This window comes from Micromonospora sp. IBSANI012 (genome assembly GCF_052814045.1).
This window is the reverse complement of record NZ_CP199933.1, coordinates 2794919-2815535: the sequence shown is the minus strand read 5'-3', so window position 1 is coordinate 2815535 and position 20617 is coordinate 2794919. Positions and strand designations below refer to the sequence as shown.

Sequence of the window (20617 nt, the reverse complement as noted above, 5' to 3'; positions counted from 1 at the left end):
GTGTGGCTCTCATTTGGCCTGCGCGGCCCGGGTGCCGCCCCAGGGCGGGGAGAGGCTCAAGAGGGGTTTGCTCGGCTCGAAGTAGCGTTGCCCTCCCGGCTCGACAACCCAGGTGGATCGAGCATCGGAGGACGCGTTGAGTGGCACGTCAGATCGTGTGGTCATCGGCATGGACCCGCACAAGCGCTCTGCCACGATCGAGGTCATGGCCGGCAACGAGACCGTCGTCGGCGGCGGCCGCTTCGACACCGACCGCAACGGCTACACAGCGATGAGGAAGTACGCCAGCCGGTGGCCGAACCGGGTCTGGGCGATCGAGGGCTGCCAGGGCATCGGCCGGCACATCGCCCACCGGCTGCTGGCCGACGGCGAGCAGGTCGTCGACGTCCCGCCGAAGCTGTCCGCCAGGGCGCGGGTGTTCGCCACCGGCCAGGGCCGAAAGACCGACGCCACCGACGCCCACTCCATCGCGCTGGTCGGCACCCGCATGGCCGGGCTGCGCCCTGTCGTCAACGATGAGCAGCTCGCCATGCTGCGGATCCTCGTCGACCGCCGCCGCTCCCTCGGCGAGGACCACACCCGGATGATCTCCCAGCTGCATCAATTGTTGCTGGAGCTCATTCCGGGTGGCGCGAAGAAGAGCCTGTCCGCCGCTCAGGCAAAAGCACTGCTGGCCACGGTTCGGCCCCGTGACGCCGTCGGCAAGGCCCGACGGCGGGTCGCCGCGGAGCTGATCGGTGACCTCGAACGGGTCTACCGACGCTCCAAGGACGCCGACAAGGAACTGACCGAACTGGTGGCCTCCACTGGCACCACCTTGATGGACCTGCACGGCATCGGACCCTCCGGCGCCGCCCGGCTGCTGGTCGAGGTCGGCGACATCACCCGGTTTCCGAACCGGGCCCACTTCGCCTCCTGGAACGGCACCGCCCCCATCGACGCGTCCTCCGGCGAGCAGGTACGCCACCGGCTCTCCCGTGCCGGGAACCGGCAGATCAACCGGGTACTGCACATCATGGCCACGGTCCAGCTACGCAACCCCACCGAAGGCCGCGCCTACTTCGACCGCAAGAAGACGTCCGGGAAGACGTCGATGGAAGCGATGCGAGCACTGAAACGGCGCCTGTCCGACGTCGTCTATCGACGGATGATCGACGACGCCACGACGGCCACGGCGACGGGCCCGGGAGGACAACGGGAGACGACTACTGACTCCAGCGTGACCAGCTCACATCCCCATGCCGGCTCTTCGGAGAAGTCACTTCCCGGACCCGCCGAGACCCAGGATAGAACTCTCCTCCCGGCGGTGTCTTGACACAGAGGGGAGCCATGGCCGGGTGTTCGCTGAAGGGGACCACGCGTGACGCACCGTGACGCCCGGTCGGCGGCAGAACCGGACGTACGGTCAGCGACCTCAACGGCGCGCCGTGAGGGGCGCGAGGACGAGGACGGCAACGCCAAGTGCGGTGGCGCCGACAGCCCACCACCAGAAGAATCCCGAAAAGACCGAGGCGATCAGGAGCCCCATGCCGAGGCCGGCCAGCAGGCCGAGTCCGAACAAGGCCCGTGGGGGCAGTGCGAGGTACGGTAGGCGCCGTACCACGAGCACTTCCAGCCAGATGCCGCCCAACGCCAGCAGTGCCGCGCCGACCCCGTCTACGGCGGATAGTCCGTGACCTTCGCTGACCGGCATGAGGACTCGACCCTCGTCACCGGCGGGGACGAAGAGGATGAGCGTGCCGGCGACGATGAGCAGAGCGGTGATTGTTATCTGGGCGCGTGGCGCACCCCCGATATCGTGAGACATCGCTTCAGTCTTGGTCATCCGGCAGTTTCTTGGCAGGAGCCGAATCGCCGAACATCGAAAGGCCGACGGTAATCGCCGCATCGCGATCCCGCCTTCCTCGCCCGACCCGGCGCGATCCGTCGGCACCGACCAGCGGCAGATCCGGATAGTCGCCCGGCGACAATCACCCGAACTTCGTCCATTGCCCTTCGGAGACCACCTCGACTGAGCCGTCGACGACCTTGATGGCCGTCTGTTCGTCGATGGCGTAGGCCGGGACGCCGATGTCGGCGGCCCATCGCTCCGCGTCAGCCATGGTGTTTGTCGGGAAGAGGTTCAGGTGCGGGAAGATCGAGAAGTCGACGACTCCCAGGGTGCGGTCGTCTGGTGCGGACGGCCACTCGACGAAGTAGTCCCCGATCCGGGGCGTCATCACCATGCTTCCGGCGCTTACTCCCACCCAGACCTTGTCGGGCAGCGAAGGCAGCAGATCGGCTAGCCCGGACTCGCGCATCCAGTGGCACAGGTATGTCGCGTCGCCTCCGTCGACCAGGAGCACGTCGGCCTTCCGGACCCAGGGGACCCATCGCTCCGCGCCGATGGTGGGCAGTGCGGTGAGCTCGAGGACACCGAGCGACGCCCAGCCCAGGCCGGACATGTACTGCCAGTCAGGCTTGGGCTCGGCGGTGACGAAGTCCCGTACCGATGTCGGACCGCACATCGGGTGACCCCACTGTGCTGTCGGGACGCAGAGGGCGTGGCACTCATCGATCGGCTTGCCGAGCAGCTGCACGAGCACCGAGTGGATGCTCGGGTTCGTGACGCCGCCGGACGTAAGCAAGAGCTTCACGATGCCTCCGAATTCACGCGCGAAGGAGAATGTGCCTGATGACCAAGGGCCGCGCTGGCACTCATCGTAGTTTCGGGCGTCCACTTTCGGAGGTCCCTCAGTTGGCGGGGCGACTACCCTCCACCCGGTCCTACTTCGCCCAACACGTGCACCCGACCGAGGCGCGCGGGACGCGCATGTCACGGCGACCGCTCATCGGCATGACAGGACGTTTCGTCGGCGGCCAACCTGCCGCCCCTAGGTCGCTGAATCTGTCGCACATCAGTTGGCGGACATGTGTCGCGGATCTGTTGTCGGATCACACGCCGGCAGCCAGCCCGGTCAGTTGGCGTAGACCGCTGTGGCGTCGCCGCTGCCCTTGTTGCGGGGCCACTTCGTGCCGTTCGGGTCGGCTGCCTCCAGGGCACGGACTCATCGGCTCAGCTCGGTCGGTCCGTGCTCGTCCAGGATGTCGAGCACCCCTGCCAGTCAAGAAGTTCGAACATTGTGACCAGCCGTGCGGCGCCATCGGTCAGCACCGCTACCCGCCTGACGCACGTTGACGATAGCGCCGGCAGCCGCCCGCCGGCCTTCCGTCGTTAGTCGGCCGCTGGGACCATCGTTCAATGGACGAGCAGCCTCCGCACTTGGTGACGAGCGCAGCCGATGACCCCGCTGGTCGAAAGGACGTCTCTCAGCAGGCAATTGTGCCCCTTAGCACTGCTCTCCGGCGTTGGGCCGTTGGCCTGGCCATCGGGACTCTCCTCGTCCTGGCCTTGTCATGGATCTACTCCGAGGGCTTCCTTGCGATCCTCAGCGCGTTGGGCTTCCTGCACCGCCAGGATGACCGGCGCTCACGCTGGGCTGTCGGCGCAGCGTGGCTGACTGCAGTGCCGGTGGCGTTGGCCGCTGCGGCGATGTTGAGGGGGTGGCTACCCCAACCGTGGGACGGCATCCTGTTTGCCGGGCTCGGTTCCCTCCTCGGAAGCGTCAGCTACGCGACCGTGACCCAAACCGGCTTTAAGGCACGGCAAGCAGGCTGTTGACAGAAATAGGAGCGTCCACTCCGCCGGCGGTCGGCTCGGGCTCCACTTGATGCGTGACGCATTGGTTCCACTTGACGCGTTACGGGTTTCCGCGCGATGGGCTGCGGCTGTTACATCGAGTTACTACTCAGCCGGGCGGACTCGACGGCCCGTCAGGGGCGCGCGGTCAGCGGAAGATGAGCGCACATGATCATGAAGATGCCGATTACGGCGAGTTCGGGGACTTGGCTTTCTGCGGGTAGATCGTCTCGTGACGGGCCAGCATGGCAACGAACTCGCCGATCTTCCGCTCGCGGGTCTGCGCCCGTTTGACGGCATTGACGCGGTGGATGAGAGCGAACCGGTTGGTTTTGGTGAGTACGTCGAACATGGCCTGGGCGGCGGGGTCGGCGGCGATGGCGGCGAGGAGGTCGGCCGGCACCTCGGCTTCCGAGGGCGGGGCGTAGGCGGCTGCCCACCGCCCGTCCGCCTTCGCGGCTTCTACCGCGGCGCGGCCTGGGGGCAGCATTCGCCCCTGCGCCTGCAGCCGGGCCACGTGGGCGACGTTGCGTTGTGACCAGGAACTGCGGGGCCTGCGAGGGGTGAACCGGATCCAGGAGGTTTCCTGATCCCGTTTACGGGCCTGCCCGTCGATCCAGCCGAAACACAGGGCCTCGTCGACCGCCTGCTGCCAGGTCAGCGTCGTGATTGTGCCGCCCTTCTTGGTCAGGGCGAGCCAGACACCGGGCGACGTGGCGTGGTTGGCCGACAACCACGCGCGCAGCGCGTCGGCGTCCGCGACGATCAACTCTTCCAGTTCGGCGCTCGCCATGACGGCAGGCTATCGCTGCGCCGTTGCCGCAGCCTCTGCCTTTTGGACCGCCCGACTCGTCGGGCACGGCCTCTGCCAATCGCCAGCGCCATCCACGGTGGCCGCCAGACGCCGTACGAGCCGGCGACGCCCGGCGATCCAGCCGCGACCTCACCCACTCGGTCTGCGGCAGATCCGGACGTGGAAATAGACCATGTCCGTGTTGATATACCAAGGTCGTACGCGCTGTTAAGTCTGGCCCTGGTTCAGGCTGGTCGGACGTCAAGGACGTGCAGCTACGGGTCCCTGGCTTGTTTCACCGCGGTGCACGAGTGGTGCGCGGTCACCCTGGAGGGCGTCCGTCAACTGATCCAAGCCCAGCGAACCCAGCTCCAGCGCCTGACGATGGAATGCGCGCCGGTCGCCGGGCAAGGACGAGCGGCCTGCCAGCCACACCCGCTCACCCACCTTGTAGGCCAGCGCCTGCCCTGGCCGGCCCAGGTAACGCGCGAGTTCGGCGGACGCGTACGGCCCCTGGTGACAGCGGTCCCGCAGCAGCTTCAGCGCAGCATCCGGCGTCCACAATGCTCCGTCACCAGAGGGCATCGGCAGTCGCAGGTGCAGGCCGATGTCGAGCACAACCCGGGCCGCCCGCAGGAGCTGCATATATAGATACCCCAGTCGAGCACCCGGCTGTTCATAGAGCCCGAGCTCGTCCATGAACCGCTCGGCGTACAGTGCCCAGCCCTCCTGGCTGCCGGAGAGGCCGCCGAGCAGGTTCAGCCGCTGCCCGAGGCCTCCCCGGCAGACCTCGGAGCCGAGGTGGAGGTGGTGGCCGGGAACGCCCTCGTGATAGGCGGTGCTGTAGGCGTACCAGGTGGGGAAACTCGCTGCGTCCTCGGGGAGGGACCACCAGACCCGGCCCGGCCGCGTCAGGTCCCGCGACGGCCCGGTGTAGGCAATGCCGGACGACGTGGTCAACCGCGACTCGATGCGCCGCAGCGGGGCAGGGATGTCGAAGTACACGCCGTCCAGTCGCTCGGTGGCGGCCTCCAACAGCTCCTGCAGCCACGCGGCGAACGCCTCCCTGCTGTGCAGCGTGCCGGGCGCGTCGGGGCTGGCGAGCCAGGCGAGCACCTCTGGCACGCTCCCGCCCAGGGCCTTCGCTTCCGCGATCAGCTCTGCCTCTATCGCTCGGAACTCGTCCCAGCCCCAGTCGTACAGCTCGCGCAGGTCAGGCTGGGCCGCGAGGAAGGTGCGCACCCAGAGTGCGTACCGCTGCTGGCCGAACGCTTCCTCATCAACGGCCCGCGGTGCCAGGTCCGCGGTCAGCATCTCGGCCAGTTTCTGGTACGCCTCTCGCGCGCCCGTCGCTGCGGCCTGCAACGACGCCCGCTGACGCCCCTCGCCGTAGCGATCCACCAGGGCGGCATCGTCGTCGATCCAGTTGCGGGAGCGCTGCGTGACGAGCTCCACTTGACGCCGCGCCGGCAAATTGCCGCGCTCCGCGGCGAGTAAGAGGCTGCGGGCGTACCCGTCCAGGGCCGCGGGGATCGCGGCCAGGCGCGCGCCGACACGAGCCCAGCCCTCCTCGTAGGCCGCGCCCTCGGCGCCGCGGCCGGGAACCGCGGCCTCGACGGCCTGGCGGATGAGCTGGAGCGGACCGGTGGCCGCCGCGTGCAGTTCGCGCAGGTCCTCCCCGGCGTCGTGGAAGGCGATACGCGTATGCAGCCGTTCGGCGAGGTGGGCGTGCAGCGGGGTCGCGGCCGGCAGGGCGTCACCCAAGATCGCGAGCTCGCGCAGGGCGCGGGCTGCGAGGTCGGCGCGGGCCTGGTGGCCCTCCGGGCCGTAGTCGGTAAGCCCGTCGACATCCTGCTCGCCAGCCTCGACGACCGCTGTGCAGGGGTCGAGGCCGGCCATGTCGCACAGGAGCCGATCCGCGAAGTCCTCGATCATGGGGGCAATGCTAGGGCCTTGCCCTAGTACTCCAACGTCACTTGATCTTGACGCGGCAGTCTCAAAAATTATCCGGCGGCGGTCCGACGAGGGGTTCGCCAATGTCCGGCAGTCTACGGCTGGGTGGACGAAGGTAGGTTCCCCAGCGTGCGCACCGCAGTCGAAGACACCGCGGCCAGTTCGGGCTGCGCAGGCAGAAATACCGTGGGGACACCCAGCGACTGGTTCATCGCGGCGAGCTGGTACTCGGTCCGAAGGTCGGTGGTGTTACGCACGCCGCGGACGATCACTCCTACTTCATGGCGACGGCAGTAGGTGGAGGTCAACCCGCTCCAGGCCGCAACGGTGACGGAGGTCCACTCGACCGGCAGAATGGCCCGAACAGCGGCCGCCCGCTCCTCTTCGTCGGTGCCCGGATGCTTGATGCTGTTGACCGCGACGAGCACGACCACTTCGTCGAAGAGGTCGCGTGCCCGGTTCACCACATTCAAATGCCCCGGAGTGAAGGGATCAAAGCTGCCGGGGTAGACGGCTCGCACACGTACGCGACCGGGGGTGCGTGCTATCGAACGTGGCCCTGCCGATGGTTCGGGTGTCACGGCCGCAAGACCCGCTGCGCATCGCGGATGACCTGCTCAGAGGCCAGTGGGGCCCACGAGGCGAACAGTTCCCGGAAGTAGGTACCGTGCCGGTCCGCCACCGCAGGATCGTGCTCGATGACGTCCAGTTCGTTGACGATGCTCAGGTCCATGAGCGACCGAAGCTGAGCCGCATTCGGCGTTCTCACCTGACGTACGAAGCGGTCGAACACCTGGCCGGTCTTTGCCAGCTCCCGCCAGCTGCGTCTACGGTCGCAGGCGCCATACAGATAGACAAGCTCCTCGGCGTCGGCACCAACGAGATCCCGTAGCACAGCACGATCGGCCCGATCAAGCACGGCGAGGTCGAACCCGTCGGTGCCGTAGACGGCGTGGGTAAGGCCCGCGGCTTGCACTTCACTGCCGCAGCCAAGCACGGCGAGTCGTTCGCTGACTCGACATAGGTGGGCGTACAGGTTGCCCCCGGGATGCGCGATCTGCTCAGCTCCATGCCGGCGGAGCCACACCCGCACGCCTTTGTCGGTGCTCATGGCCCGACTGTAGGTATCGGCTGTCGGATCCGCTGGCCCCTGGGTGTGGGCAATATGTCACAGCCCGACGCACCTGTGGTTCGCTGCTGGTCGACCTGGACGTGCATTCCCCGGATCGCGATGGCGATCCTGAGACACGCGGACTTCTCGATCACGATGGAGATGAGCCGTTGCTGTACTTCACTGCCGTACAAGATCAGAAAAGGCCATCCGGAAGATTCCGAATGGCCTTTGAACTGCGTCGGGACGGCCGGATTCGAACCGACGACCCCTTGACCCCCAGGACACCGCGTTAGACGATCGCGCACGTCAGCCCCGATATGCCCATGTGCGGGGCGTCGGCTGGGGCGCTGCCCGCGGGTGTACCGGCAGGACGTGTGGTCCCCGGGTGGTCCCCATCGACGCAAGCCGGATCAGTAGATCCTCGACCGGAGCACTCACACCGAACCAGCGCATTAAGAGTCACGATCTTGGCCACAGTCGGGCGTGGTTTCCTCGGCTCACGGTAGGTGCCGGATGGACGCTCGGCGGGCTCTGGCTGGCTCAACTTCTGCCAGGACTGCTGTTACTTACTGTCTCGGCTCAGGCCAAGAGCGCGCCAGAGCTTGAACAACCAACTTCTTCGCCGGCCCACCGCTCGGTAGGCGTAAGCGAGGTTGTTGCGCGAGATCAGGGTGTTGGGATGGTCCGATCCGAGCACCCGCTCGAAGTCGGCCAGAGTGCGCTGGTGCAGGCCGATCGCCTCGTCCAACCGCCCCACTCTCTGGTAGGCGGCGGCGAGGTTGTTGCGCGAGGTCAGGGTTTCGGGATGGTCCGGGCCGAGCACCCGCTCACGGTCGGCCAGAGTGCGCTGGTACAGACCAATCGCCTCATCGGACCGCCCCACGCTCTGGTAGGCGCCGGCGAGGTTGCTGCGCGAAATCAGGGTGTCGGGATGGTCCGGGCCGAGCACCCGCTCACGATCGGCCAGAGTGCGCTGGTACAGACCAATCGCCCCGTCCAACCGCCCCACCCTTTCGTAGGCGGCAGCCAGGTTGTTGCGCGCAATCAGGGTGTCGGGATGGTCCGGGCCGAGCACCCGCTCACAATCGGCCAGAGTGCGCTGGTACAGGCCAATCGCCTCATCCGACCGCCCCACCCTCTCGTAGGCGTAGGCGAGGTTGTTGCGCGAGCTCAGGGTTTCGGGATGGTCTGGGCCGAGCACCCGCTCACGATCGGTCAGAGTGCGCTGATGCAGACCAATCGCCTCATCCGACCGCCCCACGCTCTGGTAGGCGTCGGCGAGGTTGTTGCGCGAGGTCAGGGTGTCGGGATGGTCCGGGCCGAGCACCCGCTCACAATCGGCCAGAGTGCGCTGGTACAGGCCAATCGCCTCATCCGACCGCCCCACGCTCTGGTAGGCGCCGGCGAGGTTGTTGCGCGAAATCAGGGTGTTGGGATGGTCCGGGCCGAGCACCCGCTTACGATCGGTCAGAGTGCGCTCGAACAGACCAATCGCCTCGTCCAACCGCCCCACGCCCTGGTAGGCGGCGGCGAGGTTATGGCGCGAGGTCAGGGTGCCGGGGTGATCCGGGCCGAGCACCCGCTCACGATCGGTCAGAGTGCGCTGGTACAGGCCAATCGCCTCGTCCAACCGCCCCACGCTCTGGTAGGCATGGGCGAGGTTGTGGCGCGAGGTCAGGGTGCCGGGGTGATCCGGGCCGAGCACCCGCTCACGATCGGTCAGAGTGCGCTGGTACAGGCCAATCGCCTCATCCGACCGCCCCACGCCCTGGTAAGCGCCGGCGAGGTTGTTACGCGAGGTCAGGGTTTCAGGATGGTCTGGGCCGAGCACCCGCTCACGATCGGTCAGAGTGCGCTGATGCAGGCCAATCGCCTCATCCGACCGCCCCACACTCTGGTAGGCGGCGGCGAGGCTGTGGCGCGAGGTCAGGGTGTCGGGATGGTCCGGGCCGAGCACCCGCTCACAATCGGCCAGAGTGCGCTGGTACAGGCCAATCGCCTCATTCAACCGCCCCACGCTCTGGTAGGCGGCGGCGAGGTTGTGGCGCGAGATCAGGGTCTCGGGATCGTCCGGGCCGAGCACCCGCTCACAGTCGGCGATCAATGGTTGACCGACGGCGATGGCGGTAGTGAAGATGTGTGCCACATTGAGCAGGTACAGCAGCCGGCCGCGCAACGACAGCAGCCGCGGCCGGGCGGCGTTACCCACCTGGTGGGTCCACAAAGTTTGGGCGTGGTCGGCGTACTCGACCAGCAGGGTGCGGTCGTCCCACCGCTGGCCGGCGTGCTCGGCTGCTGCCTGGACGGCGTCGGCTGCCGCCGTCAGGACCGCGTCCAGGCCGCCGGCTTGCCGGCAGCCTTCTCGCGCGACTCGTTGGATGAGACGGTGCACGACGGTGCGGTCCTGGTCAAGGGTGGGTGTGGTCAGCGACCGCTGCGCCAGCAGCGCCCGGAACGCGTGGGCGTCGTCCCCACCGCCGTCACTGTCGAGCTGGGCGGCCAGGTGCTGCAGCAGGGTCGGGTCGACGCCGCTGGGTGCCAGCACGGCGAGGTGGTCCAGCAGCCGGCGGGCGGCGGCGCCGGGATCGGCGGCCAGGTCGCCCAGGCTGATCAGGATCGCTTCGGCGGTACCCCGCGGATAGGGGTCGCCGCCGACCCGGGGCAGCAAGTCACCTATCGGCAGCCGTTCCAACTGCTGCAGGTAAGCGCGGTAGGAGGTGTACCGGCGCTGCCGGCCGATGACCGCACCGGCCTGCGACAGGGCCAGCGGCAACCAGCCCAACTGCTCGGCGAGTTGGGCGGCGCCGTCGTCGTCGGCCAAGCCGGTCCGCTGCCGCAGGTAGGTGACCGCTTCGGACTCGGTGAACAGGTCTACGTCGATTCGCACGCCGAGGCCGTCAAAGGCGGCGTCGGTGGTGGTCACGATGGTCTGCACGCCACCGACCGAGGCTGTCCACCTGCGGATCAGGTCGGTGTCGACGGCGTTGTCGTACACCACCAGACACGGCCCGGGATGCACCCGCAGCCAGGCCAACGCGGCGGCGGCCCCGTCAGCTGGATCGGCGTCGGCTGGCCGCACCCCGGCGGCGGCGGCCACCACGTCGAGTCCGGCCAGGACCCCACCGACGGTTTCCGCCGCCACCCACACCACCACCGGCCAACCCTGCGCAACACAGGCCCGGGCGTACGCGGCAGCCAGCTGGGTCTTGCCGGTTCCCCGCTGCCCGGTGACCGCGCACACCACGGCGGTCTGCCCGGTGCCGCCGACCACCCGCAACCGCTCCATCACCTCGATTCGCTCCTGCCAGGCGACCGCCTCACCGGGCAAGTCTCCGACGACGATCTGCGGTCGGGTCCGACGTGGGTCACCCGGCGGTGTCACCAGCGCAGGCGCCGGATCCACTGGCGGCACCGGCGGAAGCTCCAGCTCGGGCCGGGACGCCCACCAACCCAACGGTGTCAGAATCAGCGTGGCCACGACGGCAGCCACACCCACGGCCGGCTCGGCGTCCAAACCAGCCCAACTAGCGACAACCGCCGTGGCCGTGAACCCCACGGCGGTCATGCTGACCGCGAACATCCAGCGAAGCGCCCGCATCCGCTCTCCGTCCGGTATCGACCGCGGAACCCAGATACCCCATCACATCCGATCCGGTGTGGACCATCGCCGGATCGGCCATCAACTGCATCTATGGCCAACCCATCCCTCGATGGTGGCCCGGCTTCCCGTCGCGCAGGCTTCGCCCTGCCGGGCCGCGCCCGCCCGGTCCAGGTGGAGCGCCCCACCGGACGAACGACCTGGACCGGGCGGGCGCGGTCTGGCTGCCTGCGGTGCGCGGCGGGTGGCCGGGAATCGGCTGGCCTTCCCGGAGCCGCCCGGGTTCAAGGGCGGGTAGCCCTTGCCGCCGGAGGCAGGATCCGGGTCGTAGGGCCGGAGGCCCTACCCGCCGGAGGCATACCGCTTGCGGCGACGTGTCGACGCAGCCCGAATCTGCCGCAGAGACGCGGAACTGGCTGCGGCGCCGAAGCGGGCCGGCTGCGGGCACGATCCGCGTCCCGTGGGCGGTCGGCGGCGCACTGCGGCTCGCCGCCGTAGCGATCGGCGTGGTTCCGGAGCCCGGCGTTTGCTGTACCTCGGGCGGACGCCGGGCTCCGGCATGCCTGCTAAAGGTCGCGCGCCGCCGGGGTCGCCGCGCCGAGAGCGAAGCGGCAAGGCGCGGCGTGCCCCGAGCGGTGCGCAGCGGCCGCTTGCGGCCGCCTTGAAGACGTATGGAAAGTTCTCACCGGCGAGAATCCAGGCAGGTGCCCGGCTCCACTTGATCCGTTACACATCGACTTCACTCGAAGGGCGACAGTTGGCTGGCTCTCTCCGGGCTCAGCTGTCACGGTGCGTAACTGGCGTGCCGCCTATCGCTGAGGCATGCGATCCTGGACGCCGGTCAAGACGCGCGATCAGCGGCAGATCCGGTAGCCCCCGAGGCTTGGTTCATCAGCTGCTATCCAGTCCGAAGATCGTGAGCCGCTAGCGTTGCGACGCTGTCGTGCGGGAGAGCTTGTGACAGGAGGCAGGAGTTGATCACGGTCATCGTCGACACGACCGCCACGTTCGTCGACGTCATGATGAAGTCCACTTCTTGGACGCAACTGCTCACGCTGTGTGACGAGTCAAGAATCCAGGTGGTGCTGCCTGATGTGGTCCTCCGGGAGACGGCTCGGCACTGGGAGGTTGAAGCCTCCAAGGCCATCCAGACCGCGAACGGGAAGATCGCCGGTATCAAGAAGTCCCGCGAGAAGCTCACCGAGATCGGCATCGACGCCAGCAGCCTGGTCGACAGCAAACCGGTGACGGCGACGCCAGACAGGGCCACGTTCGAGGAGGAGACACGCGCGAAGCTAGTGTCACTGGGCATCCAGGTGAAGCCAGTTCCGGACCACGTCGACATCGAGACTGTTCTCCAGCGTGACCTCGCCCGCAAGAAGCCCTTCACCGACAACGGGAAGGGTTTCCGCGACACTCTCGTCTGGGAGACCGCTAAGCAGGTCGTGATGGAGTCAGAAGCAGGCGACAAGATCTTCCTGGTCACCAACAACTCCACCGACTACTGCGACGAGACTGGTGGCCTCGTGCCTGAACTACGTACCGAAGTCGAGAGTGCTGCTGGAGAGCTAACCCGGGTAGCAGATCTCGAAGAACTTCTGAAGCATGGCACGCTCGCGCCGATGGTGGCCGGACTCGCCAAGACTCCCGCGCAGCTAGCTAGGTTCCTTGCACTCGCCGCGAGCCCCTGCGGCCCGGATGACGGCCCGCTGTCGGTCGACCAGGTCGTCAAGCACGCCGTCATGCAGGCACTGGAACAGCTTGCCGGCGAGGAGGTTGAGACCGGCAACTCAGCGACGTCAGGCCTCGACTTCACGGATCTGAGCATTCCTATTGAGCTCGAAGGTCTTTCGATCAACTCGGTAGAGCCCGACGAATCAACGCTGATATGGCAGACCTACGAGACTTACCAAGACACCACGCTTCTCATTCAGGCTGAGATCGCTGCTAAGATCACTCTCGAGGGGTTCGCACACAAGAGCATCGTCGGTTACCTCGGCGAGGAGGAGCGCGTCTACGTCCTTGAGTGGGACTGGAACAACCACATGGCTTTCGTGGGCACCACAACGAATGCGCGCCTCAGCTTCCAGATCCGACTGGAGCAAGGCATGGACTTCGTAGAGGAGTGCGAGTTCGAGGGCGCGCATCCCCTTCACGCGTGAAGGGCACCACCTGACGGGTCGCCTGCTGACGCAGCGACCCGAGGTCAGGGAAGGGAGCTCGTCGGTCAAGCCGCCAAGTCCAAGGTCGCACCGCCTGTAGCGCCTGACAGCAATACCATCCGCGCGGCACCACGACCCGCCGGCTGGCCACAGTTGAACCCGGGACCGGTCGATCGCCGGGGACAAGGTTGTTCGTCCGGTAGGGCGCTCCACCTTGTCCCCGTCCTGGGAGCCTGGAAGGTCTACGACTGCCCGACGAGGAGATCGTCACCCCTTCTTCCGAAAGGCTGAGCAAGAGCTACGTTGCATCAGTTGCTCTGCTCATCAATTCACTGAAAAGGCGTCTTCTTTGGCAGTCGATCCTGAATAGCAACCTTAAGCAGGCTGGAGCTTGCGCGGCTCATCTTGCGCAGAACCTGCCATTGGAATTCAGATGCGCTGTCACGAGACCAGAGGCTCATACTGAGGGCGCCGGTGGTTGTCTCCGTGCCGTGTAGGCGGCCGCGGTGTACGGTATGAGATCGAGAAGAATAGGCGGCCCCCAGCTCCGTCGCCTCATCGTCGTTGAGCACAAGCCGTAAAGTCTGACGAAACTTGGCAGCGATGTGGAGATGACCTTTGCATGCGTCGCAGCGATCTTCGCGATAAAGGAGTTGGCTTATCGCCTCAATTGAGGCAATAAATGCCACCAGCGCAAGACTGGGGTGCTCTGACTGGGCGCGGAGTCCTTCATGGTGAGCGGAAACGGCGTCCGCAAGCCGCGGGGTTTCTGCGATTCGTGCCCAGCCGGCTGTGGCCCAGTCGGGAATCCTTCTACCTGTGCTCGGTTGGGGTTGGGGTGGCTCATCCGAGAGCACAGGAAGGTCTTGCCAGAATATCTTCTCGGGGGGTAGCCGCTCACCCCACTCTATCGGAGCCGGCGATTCCCTAACTACAAGACATGCTTCCCACGCTATCGAAAGAAGGGCGCAGAGCCGGTTAAGCTCGCGAGCCGCCTTCTTACTGGCTGACTGCCACGAATAGCCTCGGTGTGCTCCACGAACCAGGATGGGAATGGATAGATTCGTGTGGAGCGTGTGCATGCTTGGCATTTCAACTGGGAAAGCCCCCTCGCGAAGAGGAAGGTCGGCGGACGTAAGCCTAAAGGGGCCTACCTCTCCTGTTTCGGTGAGGAATACCTCGGTCCCGCCTATCCGAGTCTGAGGAGGCCCCAGGATGGCGCTCCATTCGTGCAAGTCGCCTTCTTGCCCGAGGCTTACTGTAGCGTAATCGACGGCTCTGCGCCAGATTTCGATCATCTCGTCATCTGGCTCATTGTGACCTACGAAAAGAGTTATGTTGCCATCGATTAACGGCGCGATGAGTAGAGGCGACTCGCTAGGTACCCCCTCGCTGGTTACTGCAGATACCTTGACGAAAGGGTGGGTCGTGTCGTCATATTTGATTTGAGAGGCGGAAAGGTTGGGGCTAATTATGGGAAACGCAGACTGAAGGCGATGGAGCCATTCGTTAGCGTCCGTTGACCAGGAGACTTGCGGCGAGCCGAGGGTCGTATAAGTCTGGTAATTGAGTGCCACGGGTCTCTCCTTGCAAATGTGGTCGACCAAGATGTGACGAGGAGAGCCCCGCTAGGCAGGCCCTGCGAGCCCTAGCTGCCATCGCACGCTCGATCGTTGCTCTGCGCTAAATAGACGACCGGGCCCTCCTTCGCCTGGCCGCGCCTCGCGGTAACCCTCGCCGTGTAGCGTTACCCCCGGGAGATTTTCAACCGGAGTTCGCTCCATGAGGCTGTTAAGCAAAACCAGCACCCGGGGGAAGAGTGCTTCCAAGAATAGGCCGGGGTCCGCGTGTATCTCACCGGGCAGTAGAAGGTCGACGCCCCAACTTTCCTCGCCCCCTAGCGCGTTAATTGACTTCCGCAACTTGTCAACGTCAGCTGCCGGGAGCCGCATCAGCGTCTCCGTGTCGCGGCTATTCCCCCGGTGCAAGGCAATCGAGCTAAGGGCGGCCTTATGGATCGAATTACGGAGTAATCGAAGGATTGTTAAGGTGTGCCCGCCGTCCGCGCTCGGGTCCACAATTTCGGCTAGGGCTGGTTCCATTTGGCGCACCTTGTCGATCCATTTGGAAGGCTGCCACTTGGCAATATGTGGCGACGCCTCCACGGCGAGAGCGTGATGGGCTACTACGGCGAGAATGTCGACGGCGGACATGAGCAAGAGGAGGGCGATGTCGAGGCTTGCCATCGCATCATCTGCCGTGCCGTGGTTTTGAGGACGGTTAAGGGCGATGTGGACTTGATCCCTCGCCCAGAGAGCCCGCTCGATTCGCGCATGCAGTGATCCCGATAGTTCCATAAGGTGGTCATCGGACGATGCCCTTGCGTGTCTAATGCAACCGTTCGACCACCTCCAGCTTGCCGGTAGCAGATCCTGGGCACCTGCGGCGTAGTACAGTCCCTTGTCAAGATTTACGGTCGATCTGCCATCGAGCGTCCGCCAGACAACGTATTTTCCCTGCGCCCTCAGATAGAGACCCACGATTGCTAAACCCTCGTGTAGATTGCATATCGTCGTCCCCGTTCTCATGCGGGAAGGTCTCTGCAGGAGATACGGCCGCTCGGTAATAAAAACGTCGGCTCTAGCGGCTTGGGCAACGGCTGCGGCGCATGCATCGGCTACACGACGCCGCAATGCCGCTTCGTCGCCCAACTCTTGGTAGGCGGGCGACAATTTGTCACGTTGGGCAATCGCTAGATTGCTTCGGTGAAAATGAGACTCTGTGAGCGTCTCCCCATCTGAATATCGCACAGGTTGTAAGTCGCCCGGAATTTCAGCTCGATGAAGGGTCACCCAACCAATAGGGACGGCTCCGTCGGGTGTCCACTCGCGCGTCGGTGCCGCGGCTGGGGGGCCGTCATCGGAGTAGCGGTAGCAGCTTATGTAATCATGCGTCAGAAGGCCAGCCAGTACGAGGGCAGGAGACCAAGGCGATGTATTGGATTCAGGAAGCAGGTGCGCATCGATAACGACGACCAACTTCCGCAGCGGAGCGCGACCTACGAAGAGAGGGTGACGACTCGACGTTGGATTGGGCAGCCAGGTGCTGGTGGGCCGAAGATGATCGGGGCTTGGGTTAAGCCTAGGAATCATGGTTCCCTTCAGGCTGCTTCTCGTAGCTCCAGCGACTGTCCACCCAGGCTAGCGACCCGGCTTGGCTTTTGCTGACCAGGCTCGCGGGCCATCGAAGGTGCCCAAGGCGGTGTCGCCGCAGGCCAAACAGGCCGCTCGCGTCAGAGCGCGCCTCCCAAGACTCAGACACTGAGAGATGCCGAGAGGGATTTCCGCAGGCCGGAGGCGGTTCGGGCACGCCGGCCACGCTTGGCAGTCACAGGATCGGAAGAGCTCCACCTCGCCACCGTCCGGGGAGGCTGGACGGTCTGACAACTTCCCGACGAGGAGATCCGAGGAGGTGGCGGGTACGCCTACAACAGACAGTCGCAGGTACTGTGCTCTTCACGACTGTCGACACGAGGGGCGCCATGGTGAGCCGTACGGTTACTGCGATGGATCCGAAGCCTACGTCTGAGCGCATTGAACAGCTTGCACAGCGGGTGCTGATCGGCGACATCATCCTTCCGGAGTTCCAGCGCCCCTTCGTCTGGAAGCGGGGGCAGATCCTTGAGTTGGTCGACTCGATCTTCCGCAATTATCCAATCGGCAGCATGCTGGTTTGGGAATCAAGCCAAAAGCTAGCAAGCAAGCGGTCTATTGCTGACTTGGAAGTTGCCCAGCGCGGCGCGAACTATCCGGTGAACTACCTCTTGGACGGCCAGCAGCGGCTATCCACGATCTGTGGGGTGCTCTACTGGGAGCCGGGTGATGCCAAGAGTGTTTGGAATGTTTACTTCGACCTGAGGACTACGAAGTTCCATCACGCGGACAACAACGAAGATCTGCCGCTGCATCAGATCCCCCTGCGTCGTCTCGCAGATCCGGCCGATTATTTCCGGCGGCTATCGGCCTTGGACGACCCAAAACTTAGGGACAGGGCTGATCTTCTCTTCAACCGTTTCAAGGACTACCATGTCCCGTTGGTCACGCTCGGCGACATGTCCATTAATGATGTTGCCCCAGTCTTCGAGCGCATTAATTCGACTGGAACTCGGCTCACCATCTATGACTTGATGAGGGCCGCAACTTGGAGCCCGGAGTTCGACCTTGGTAGGACGATCGAAGGCATCCGGGCCTCTCTTGAGGTAAAGAAGTTCCACGAGTTCGATAACAAAACCTTCCTCAGAGCCCTAGCTGCAGCTTCTGGCGGCGATTTCTCGTCTGCTAGCATCGATGCTCTCAGAGATCTCAAGCGCGATGACTTGGTTCGAGCGGCAGGCTCCACCAAGAAGGCCGCAGAGCGCGCAGCCGACTTTCTGGCCACCGAGATCGGTGCGCCTCGATCTGAAAGTCTGCCGTATGCAAACCAGTTCGCTTTCCTTTGCGAGCTATTCCGGGTGCTACCCCACCCGACCGGAGAGCAGCTCACCGAGATTAAGCGCTGGTTTTGGCTGACCACACTATCTGGTTACTTCAGTGGCTGGGATAGCGGTCAGATGGCGACTGATACGAGGGCGGTTCGCCAGTTCGCCGAAGGCAAGATTAAAAAGCTGAGCGTCCCTGCCGCCATAGCCTCCGCGAACCTGTGGGAGGTGAAGCCATTTAGGTCCAATAGTGCTGTTTCGAAGATGCTTGGCCTGATGCTGGCTTTTAACAAGCCTCTCGACCTCCTCAATGGTCAGAGGATCGATGTTGGAAAGTCGTTGTCGTGGTCGAATGACAAAGAGTATCACCACTTCTTCCCGCAAGCTTATCTCGCGCGTCGCCGAATTGGCGCGAGCAAGGCTAATGTGGTTGGAAACATTGTACTTCTAACGTCCAAGAGCAACATCGATATCCGCGATTCAGCGCCGAGTGAGTATCTGAGAGAAATCATCGAGCGAGAAGGGAGAGATAGCCTGGTGCGGCGAATGGAATCTAATCTAGTTCCGGAGTCTGCCCTAGACGCAGCTCTCGCAGATGATTACGGAGCCTTCTTAAAGATCCGGGCTCAGCACGTCCACGCGGTGGCACAAACCATGGCGGGCACGGGCTACGGACCGGCTCTCCCTCCCGAGGAGATCGAGGACTCGGACGACGACCCGACAGAGTAGGGCCGAACCCCGTCCTCGCGAGCGTCAAGGGGACGAGTTCGGACGATAAGAGCGAGCGACGCCTTCTACGTGCCGGCAGCGAGCGCTCAAGGGACTGCCCGGTGCGTAGGTGTGTTGGTCGTCCAACGTAGACCGCTGCTTCCCGCTGAGCGCCTGGCGTCCGAGGTCTACAGCCCGGTTTAGGACTAGAAATGAGCCAAGTGCGGGAGAAGCGCGCGGCCTGTCAGAAATGCGACTGCCGGGAATCGACCGTGCAAGATGGTCTAATGAGGGCTCACCCCTGAGGAGGAGCGCGTCGTGGGCCTTGCCGACTTCATCCGTATCGCCCGAGGCAACTTGACGCCCGAGGAGCTGGCGGAGCGCGACGCAGCGGCGCGGGCCCGGCGTGAGCAGCGCGAGGCTGACGCTGCCCGTCAGGTTGCTGACGCCGATGCGATCGCCGCTCGGCAAGTGGCGCTGACGACCGAGCGGCAGCGGCACCCGTGGCGCATGGAGACAGCGGTAGGGATCGGCACCGTTGAACTGGTGTGCCACGCCGACACGCTGAATCGGCTGCTCATCATGCTCGATCGGACCACCGGCTGGCGAAGCCCCACGCAAAGTGAGGGGCGCGTTGAGAAACTTGATGGGCACATGGTCCGCGTGCTCCTGTCCGGCCAGCAGGTGTCCCTGATTCTCTTCCGCACCAACGAAAGAGCCGCCAACGCCTGGGCCGGAGAAGCTGCCTTGGCGAAGCGGTTCTATCGGGCTTTCGCGTCGGTAGTGGATCAGGTGGATCCGGACGCTCCCGCCGCCGCCGCGCTGCCGCCGGTGCTGCTTGGCGACAGGGTGAGTGCGCCAGCCCGCGACGATGAAGTGCCCCCGTCGAACCAGTGATCCACCTCTTACCCCCGACAAGGAGATACCGCAGTGGCCCTTGCCGACAAGCTCCGCATTCCTCAATGGGAAGCGGCGATGAACCCGTCTCCCCTACGGCAGCGGGACCTGATGAAGCGAGCGGCAGGCGTGTCGACGATGAAGGCCGTCTGTCACCGCGACACGTGGGACGTCCTGGTGGCCAACGCCCCCTACTGGTTCACTGCTCCGAAGCTGGGGAACAACGACAAGGCCATCGTCCTGCGCGACGGCGGCATGATTGAGGTAACCCTCTCAGGGCCGGACGTTACTCAGGTACTGCGGGTCGCCTACAAGAAGAGTCGACCGTGGGCTGACGCGTTCTCCCACCAAAAGGTCGTGCTTCTGCGGATTCACGCAGCTTTCGCCGAGGTCGTTGGCAGGGTAGACCCGGCGGCCGGCCAGGGCCAGGCGATCCCGCCAGTGATTATCGACGACCGGATCAACGTCGAGTAACAGGCCGGAGAGGCGAGGCCTGCACCCGACTTGAGTGCAGACCTCGTCCCGTCCTCGGGGCCGCCCCGCCGACTGGCCAGGTCTCGTCATCGCGAGGATCACGCCCCAGGCCGCTGGAGGAAGGACACCCTGCTGCGAGGGCCCGGCCCGGGCGAGGGAATGCTTAGGTGCGTTGATCGCCCAACGCAGGCAGAATGGCGTACGTGACAAGCCCTGATCCCGACGCGGAGTGGTGGACGACGTCCGAGGTCGCCGAGTACCTCGGTGTCCAGGTCGGCACGGTGAGTTCCTACCGGAACCGCGGCCAGATGCCGGAGCCTGACAAGACCCTCGGCCGGACCCACCTGTGGCGCCCGCGAACGATCACGTCCTGGCACGAGGGCCGCCCCCGGCTCGGGAGTCGCGCCGCTGACGTAAGCAACGGTCAGCCCTGGACCGTCTTGCAGGTCTCAACGGCGGTGGAGACGCGGGACGCGGCTGTCGAGCTGGCGCGCCTTGTGGTTGAGGCGAGGCTTGCGGCTGGCGCGCAGATCGTCGGGCCCGTCATCTCGGCCTTCTGGCACCAGGGCGAGTTCGGCACCGGCGAAGAGTGGCAGCTTCTCTTGAAGACCCATGCCCAGCGTTTCGAGGACCTGCGAGCCTTCCTCCAGGATCACCACCCCTGGCAGAACCCGGAGATTGCGGCGGTGCCAGTCGTGATGAGTTCGGACGAGTACGCCGGCTGGGTCAGCAGAACGCTTCTGCTCGACGTCGAGCCGTAGC

The 20617-nt window shown here is 65.1% G+C and carries 16 protein-coding genes; 8 read left to right on the top strand and 8 right to left on the bottom strand.

The window, feature by feature from the left end; genetic code table 11:
• Positions 1–205: 205 nt before the first annotated feature.
• Positions 206–1315 (top strand): IS110 family transposase, encoded by a 1110-nt coding sequence (locus ACTWM8_RS12890; RefSeq protein ID WP_446214013.1) that lies wholly within the window; start codon positions 206–208, stop codon positions 1313–1315.
• A gap of 99 nt (positions 1316–1414) precedes the next feature.
• Here ACTWM8_RS12890 and ACTWM8_RS12885 read toward each other — a convergent pair whose 3' ends face one another.
• Together ACTWM8_RS12885 and ACTWM8_RS12880 are read right to left on the bottom strand one after the other, a co-directional pair.
• Complete coding sequence (locus ACTWM8_RS12885; RefSeq protein ID WP_446214012.1) at positions 1415–1825, bottom strand: hypothetical protein; 411 nt, start codon at positions 1823–1825, stop codon at positions 1415–1417.
• A 145-nt stretch (positions 1826–1970) separates the two neighbouring features.
• Positions 1971–2636: a Type 1 glutamine amidotransferase-like domain-containing protein gene (locus ACTWM8_RS12880; RefSeq protein WP_446214541.1), complete on the bottom strand. Its 666-nt coding sequence runs from the start codon at positions 2634–2636 to the stop codon at positions 1971–1973.
• 605 nt (positions 2637–3241) lie between these two features.
• Between ACTWM8_RS12880 and ACTWM8_RS12875 the strand changes: the two genes are divergently transcribed.
• Positions 3242–3661 (top strand): hypothetical protein, encoded by a 420-nt coding sequence (locus tag ACTWM8_RS12875; RefSeq protein WP_446214011.1) that lies wholly within the window; start codon positions 3242–3244, stop codon positions 3659–3661.
• A 205-nt stretch (positions 3662–3866) separates the two neighbouring features.
• On the opposite strand, the gene ACTWM8_RS12870 is transcribed toward ACTWM8_RS12875, so the two are convergent.
• From ACTWM8_RS12870 to fxsT, 5 genes are all read right to left on the bottom strand, one after another.
• On the bottom strand, positions 3867–4472 hold the full coding sequence (locus ACTWM8_RS12870; protein ID WP_446214010.1) for a YdeI/OmpD-associated family protein: 606 nt from the start codon (positions 4470–4472) through the stop codon (positions 3867–3869).
• Positions 4473–4733: 261 nt separating this feature from the next.
• Positions 4734–6407, bottom strand: a complete 1674-nt coding sequence (locus ACTWM8_RS12865; RefSeq protein WP_446214009.1) for a DUF885 domain-containing protein — start codon at positions 6405–6407, stop codon at positions 4734–4736.
• Positions 6408–6520: 113 nt separating this feature from the next.
• Positions 6521–6946 carry a pantetheine-phosphate adenylyltransferase gene (gene coaD, locus ACTWM8_RS12860; RefSeq protein ID WP_446214008.1) on the bottom strand — a complete coding sequence of 142 codons (426 nt, stop codon included), beginning with the start codon at positions 6944–6946 and terminating at the stop codon, positions 6521–6523.
• Between the two features lie 56 nt (positions 6947–7002).
• Positions 7003–7536: a DUF6817 domain-containing protein gene (locus tag ACTWM8_RS12855; RefSeq protein ID WP_446214007.1), complete on the bottom strand. Its 534-nt coding sequence runs from the start codon at positions 7534–7536 to the stop codon at positions 7003–7005.
• Positions 7537–8101: 565 nt separating this feature from the next.
• On the bottom strand, positions 8102–11137 hold the full coding sequence (fxsT, locus tag ACTWM8_RS12850; RefSeq protein ID WP_446214006.1) for an FxSxx-COOH system tetratricopeptide repeat protein: 3036 nt from the start codon (positions 11135–11137) through the stop codon (positions 8102–8104).
• A gap of 974 nt (positions 11138–12111) precedes the next feature.
• On the opposite strand from fxsT, the gene ACTWM8_RS12845 reads away from it, so the two are divergent.
• Positions 12112–13299: a PIN domain-containing protein gene (locus ACTWM8_RS12845; RefSeq protein WP_446214005.1), complete on the top strand. Its 1188-nt coding sequence runs from the start codon at positions 12112–12114 to the stop codon at positions 13297–13299.
• 329 nt (positions 13300–13628) lie between these two features.
• Here the strand turns inward: ACTWM8_RS12845 and ACTWM8_RS12840 are convergent, their stop codons facing one another.
• Positions 13629–13988 carry a hypothetical protein gene (locus ACTWM8_RS12840; RefSeq protein WP_446214004.1) on the bottom strand — a complete coding sequence of 120 codons (360 nt, stop codon included), beginning with the start codon at positions 13986–13988 and terminating at the stop codon, positions 13629–13631.
• Between the two features lie 1488 nt (positions 13989–15476).
• On the opposite strand from ACTWM8_RS12840, the gene ACTWM8_RS12835 reads away from it, so the two are divergent.
• The 5 genes from ACTWM8_RS12835 (at position 15477) to cutA (ending at position 20616) form a co-directional block, all read left to right on the top strand.
• On the top strand, positions 15477–15641 hold the full coding sequence (locus tag ACTWM8_RS12835) for a hypothetical protein (RefSeq protein WP_446214003.1): 165 nt from the start codon (positions 15477–15479) through the stop codon (positions 15639–15641).
• A gap of 1223 nt (positions 15642–16864) precedes the next feature.
• Complete coding sequence (locus ACTWM8_RS12830; RefSeq protein ID WP_446214002.1) at positions 16865–18505, top strand: GmrSD restriction endonuclease domain-containing protein; 1641 nt, start codon at positions 16865–16867, stop codon at positions 18503–18505.
• 297 nt (positions 18506–18802) lie between these two features.
• Positions 18803–19381: a hypothetical protein gene (locus ACTWM8_RS12825; protein WP_446214001.1), complete on the top strand. Its 579-nt coding sequence runs from the start codon at positions 18803–18805 to the stop codon at positions 19379–19381.
• Positions 19382–19414: 33 nt separating this feature from the next.
• Positions 19415–19855 (top strand): hypothetical protein, encoded by a 441-nt coding sequence (locus ACTWM8_RS12820; RefSeq protein ID WP_446214000.1) that lies wholly within the window; start codon positions 19415–19417, stop codon positions 19853–19855.
• 440 nt (positions 19856–20295) lie between these two features.
• Positions 20296–20616 (top strand): divalent-cation tolerance protein CutA, encoded by a 321-nt coding sequence (cutA, locus tag ACTWM8_RS12815; protein ID WP_446214540.1) that lies wholly within the window; start codon positions 20296–20298, stop codon positions 20614–20616.
• Position 20617: the final 1 nt, after the last annotated feature.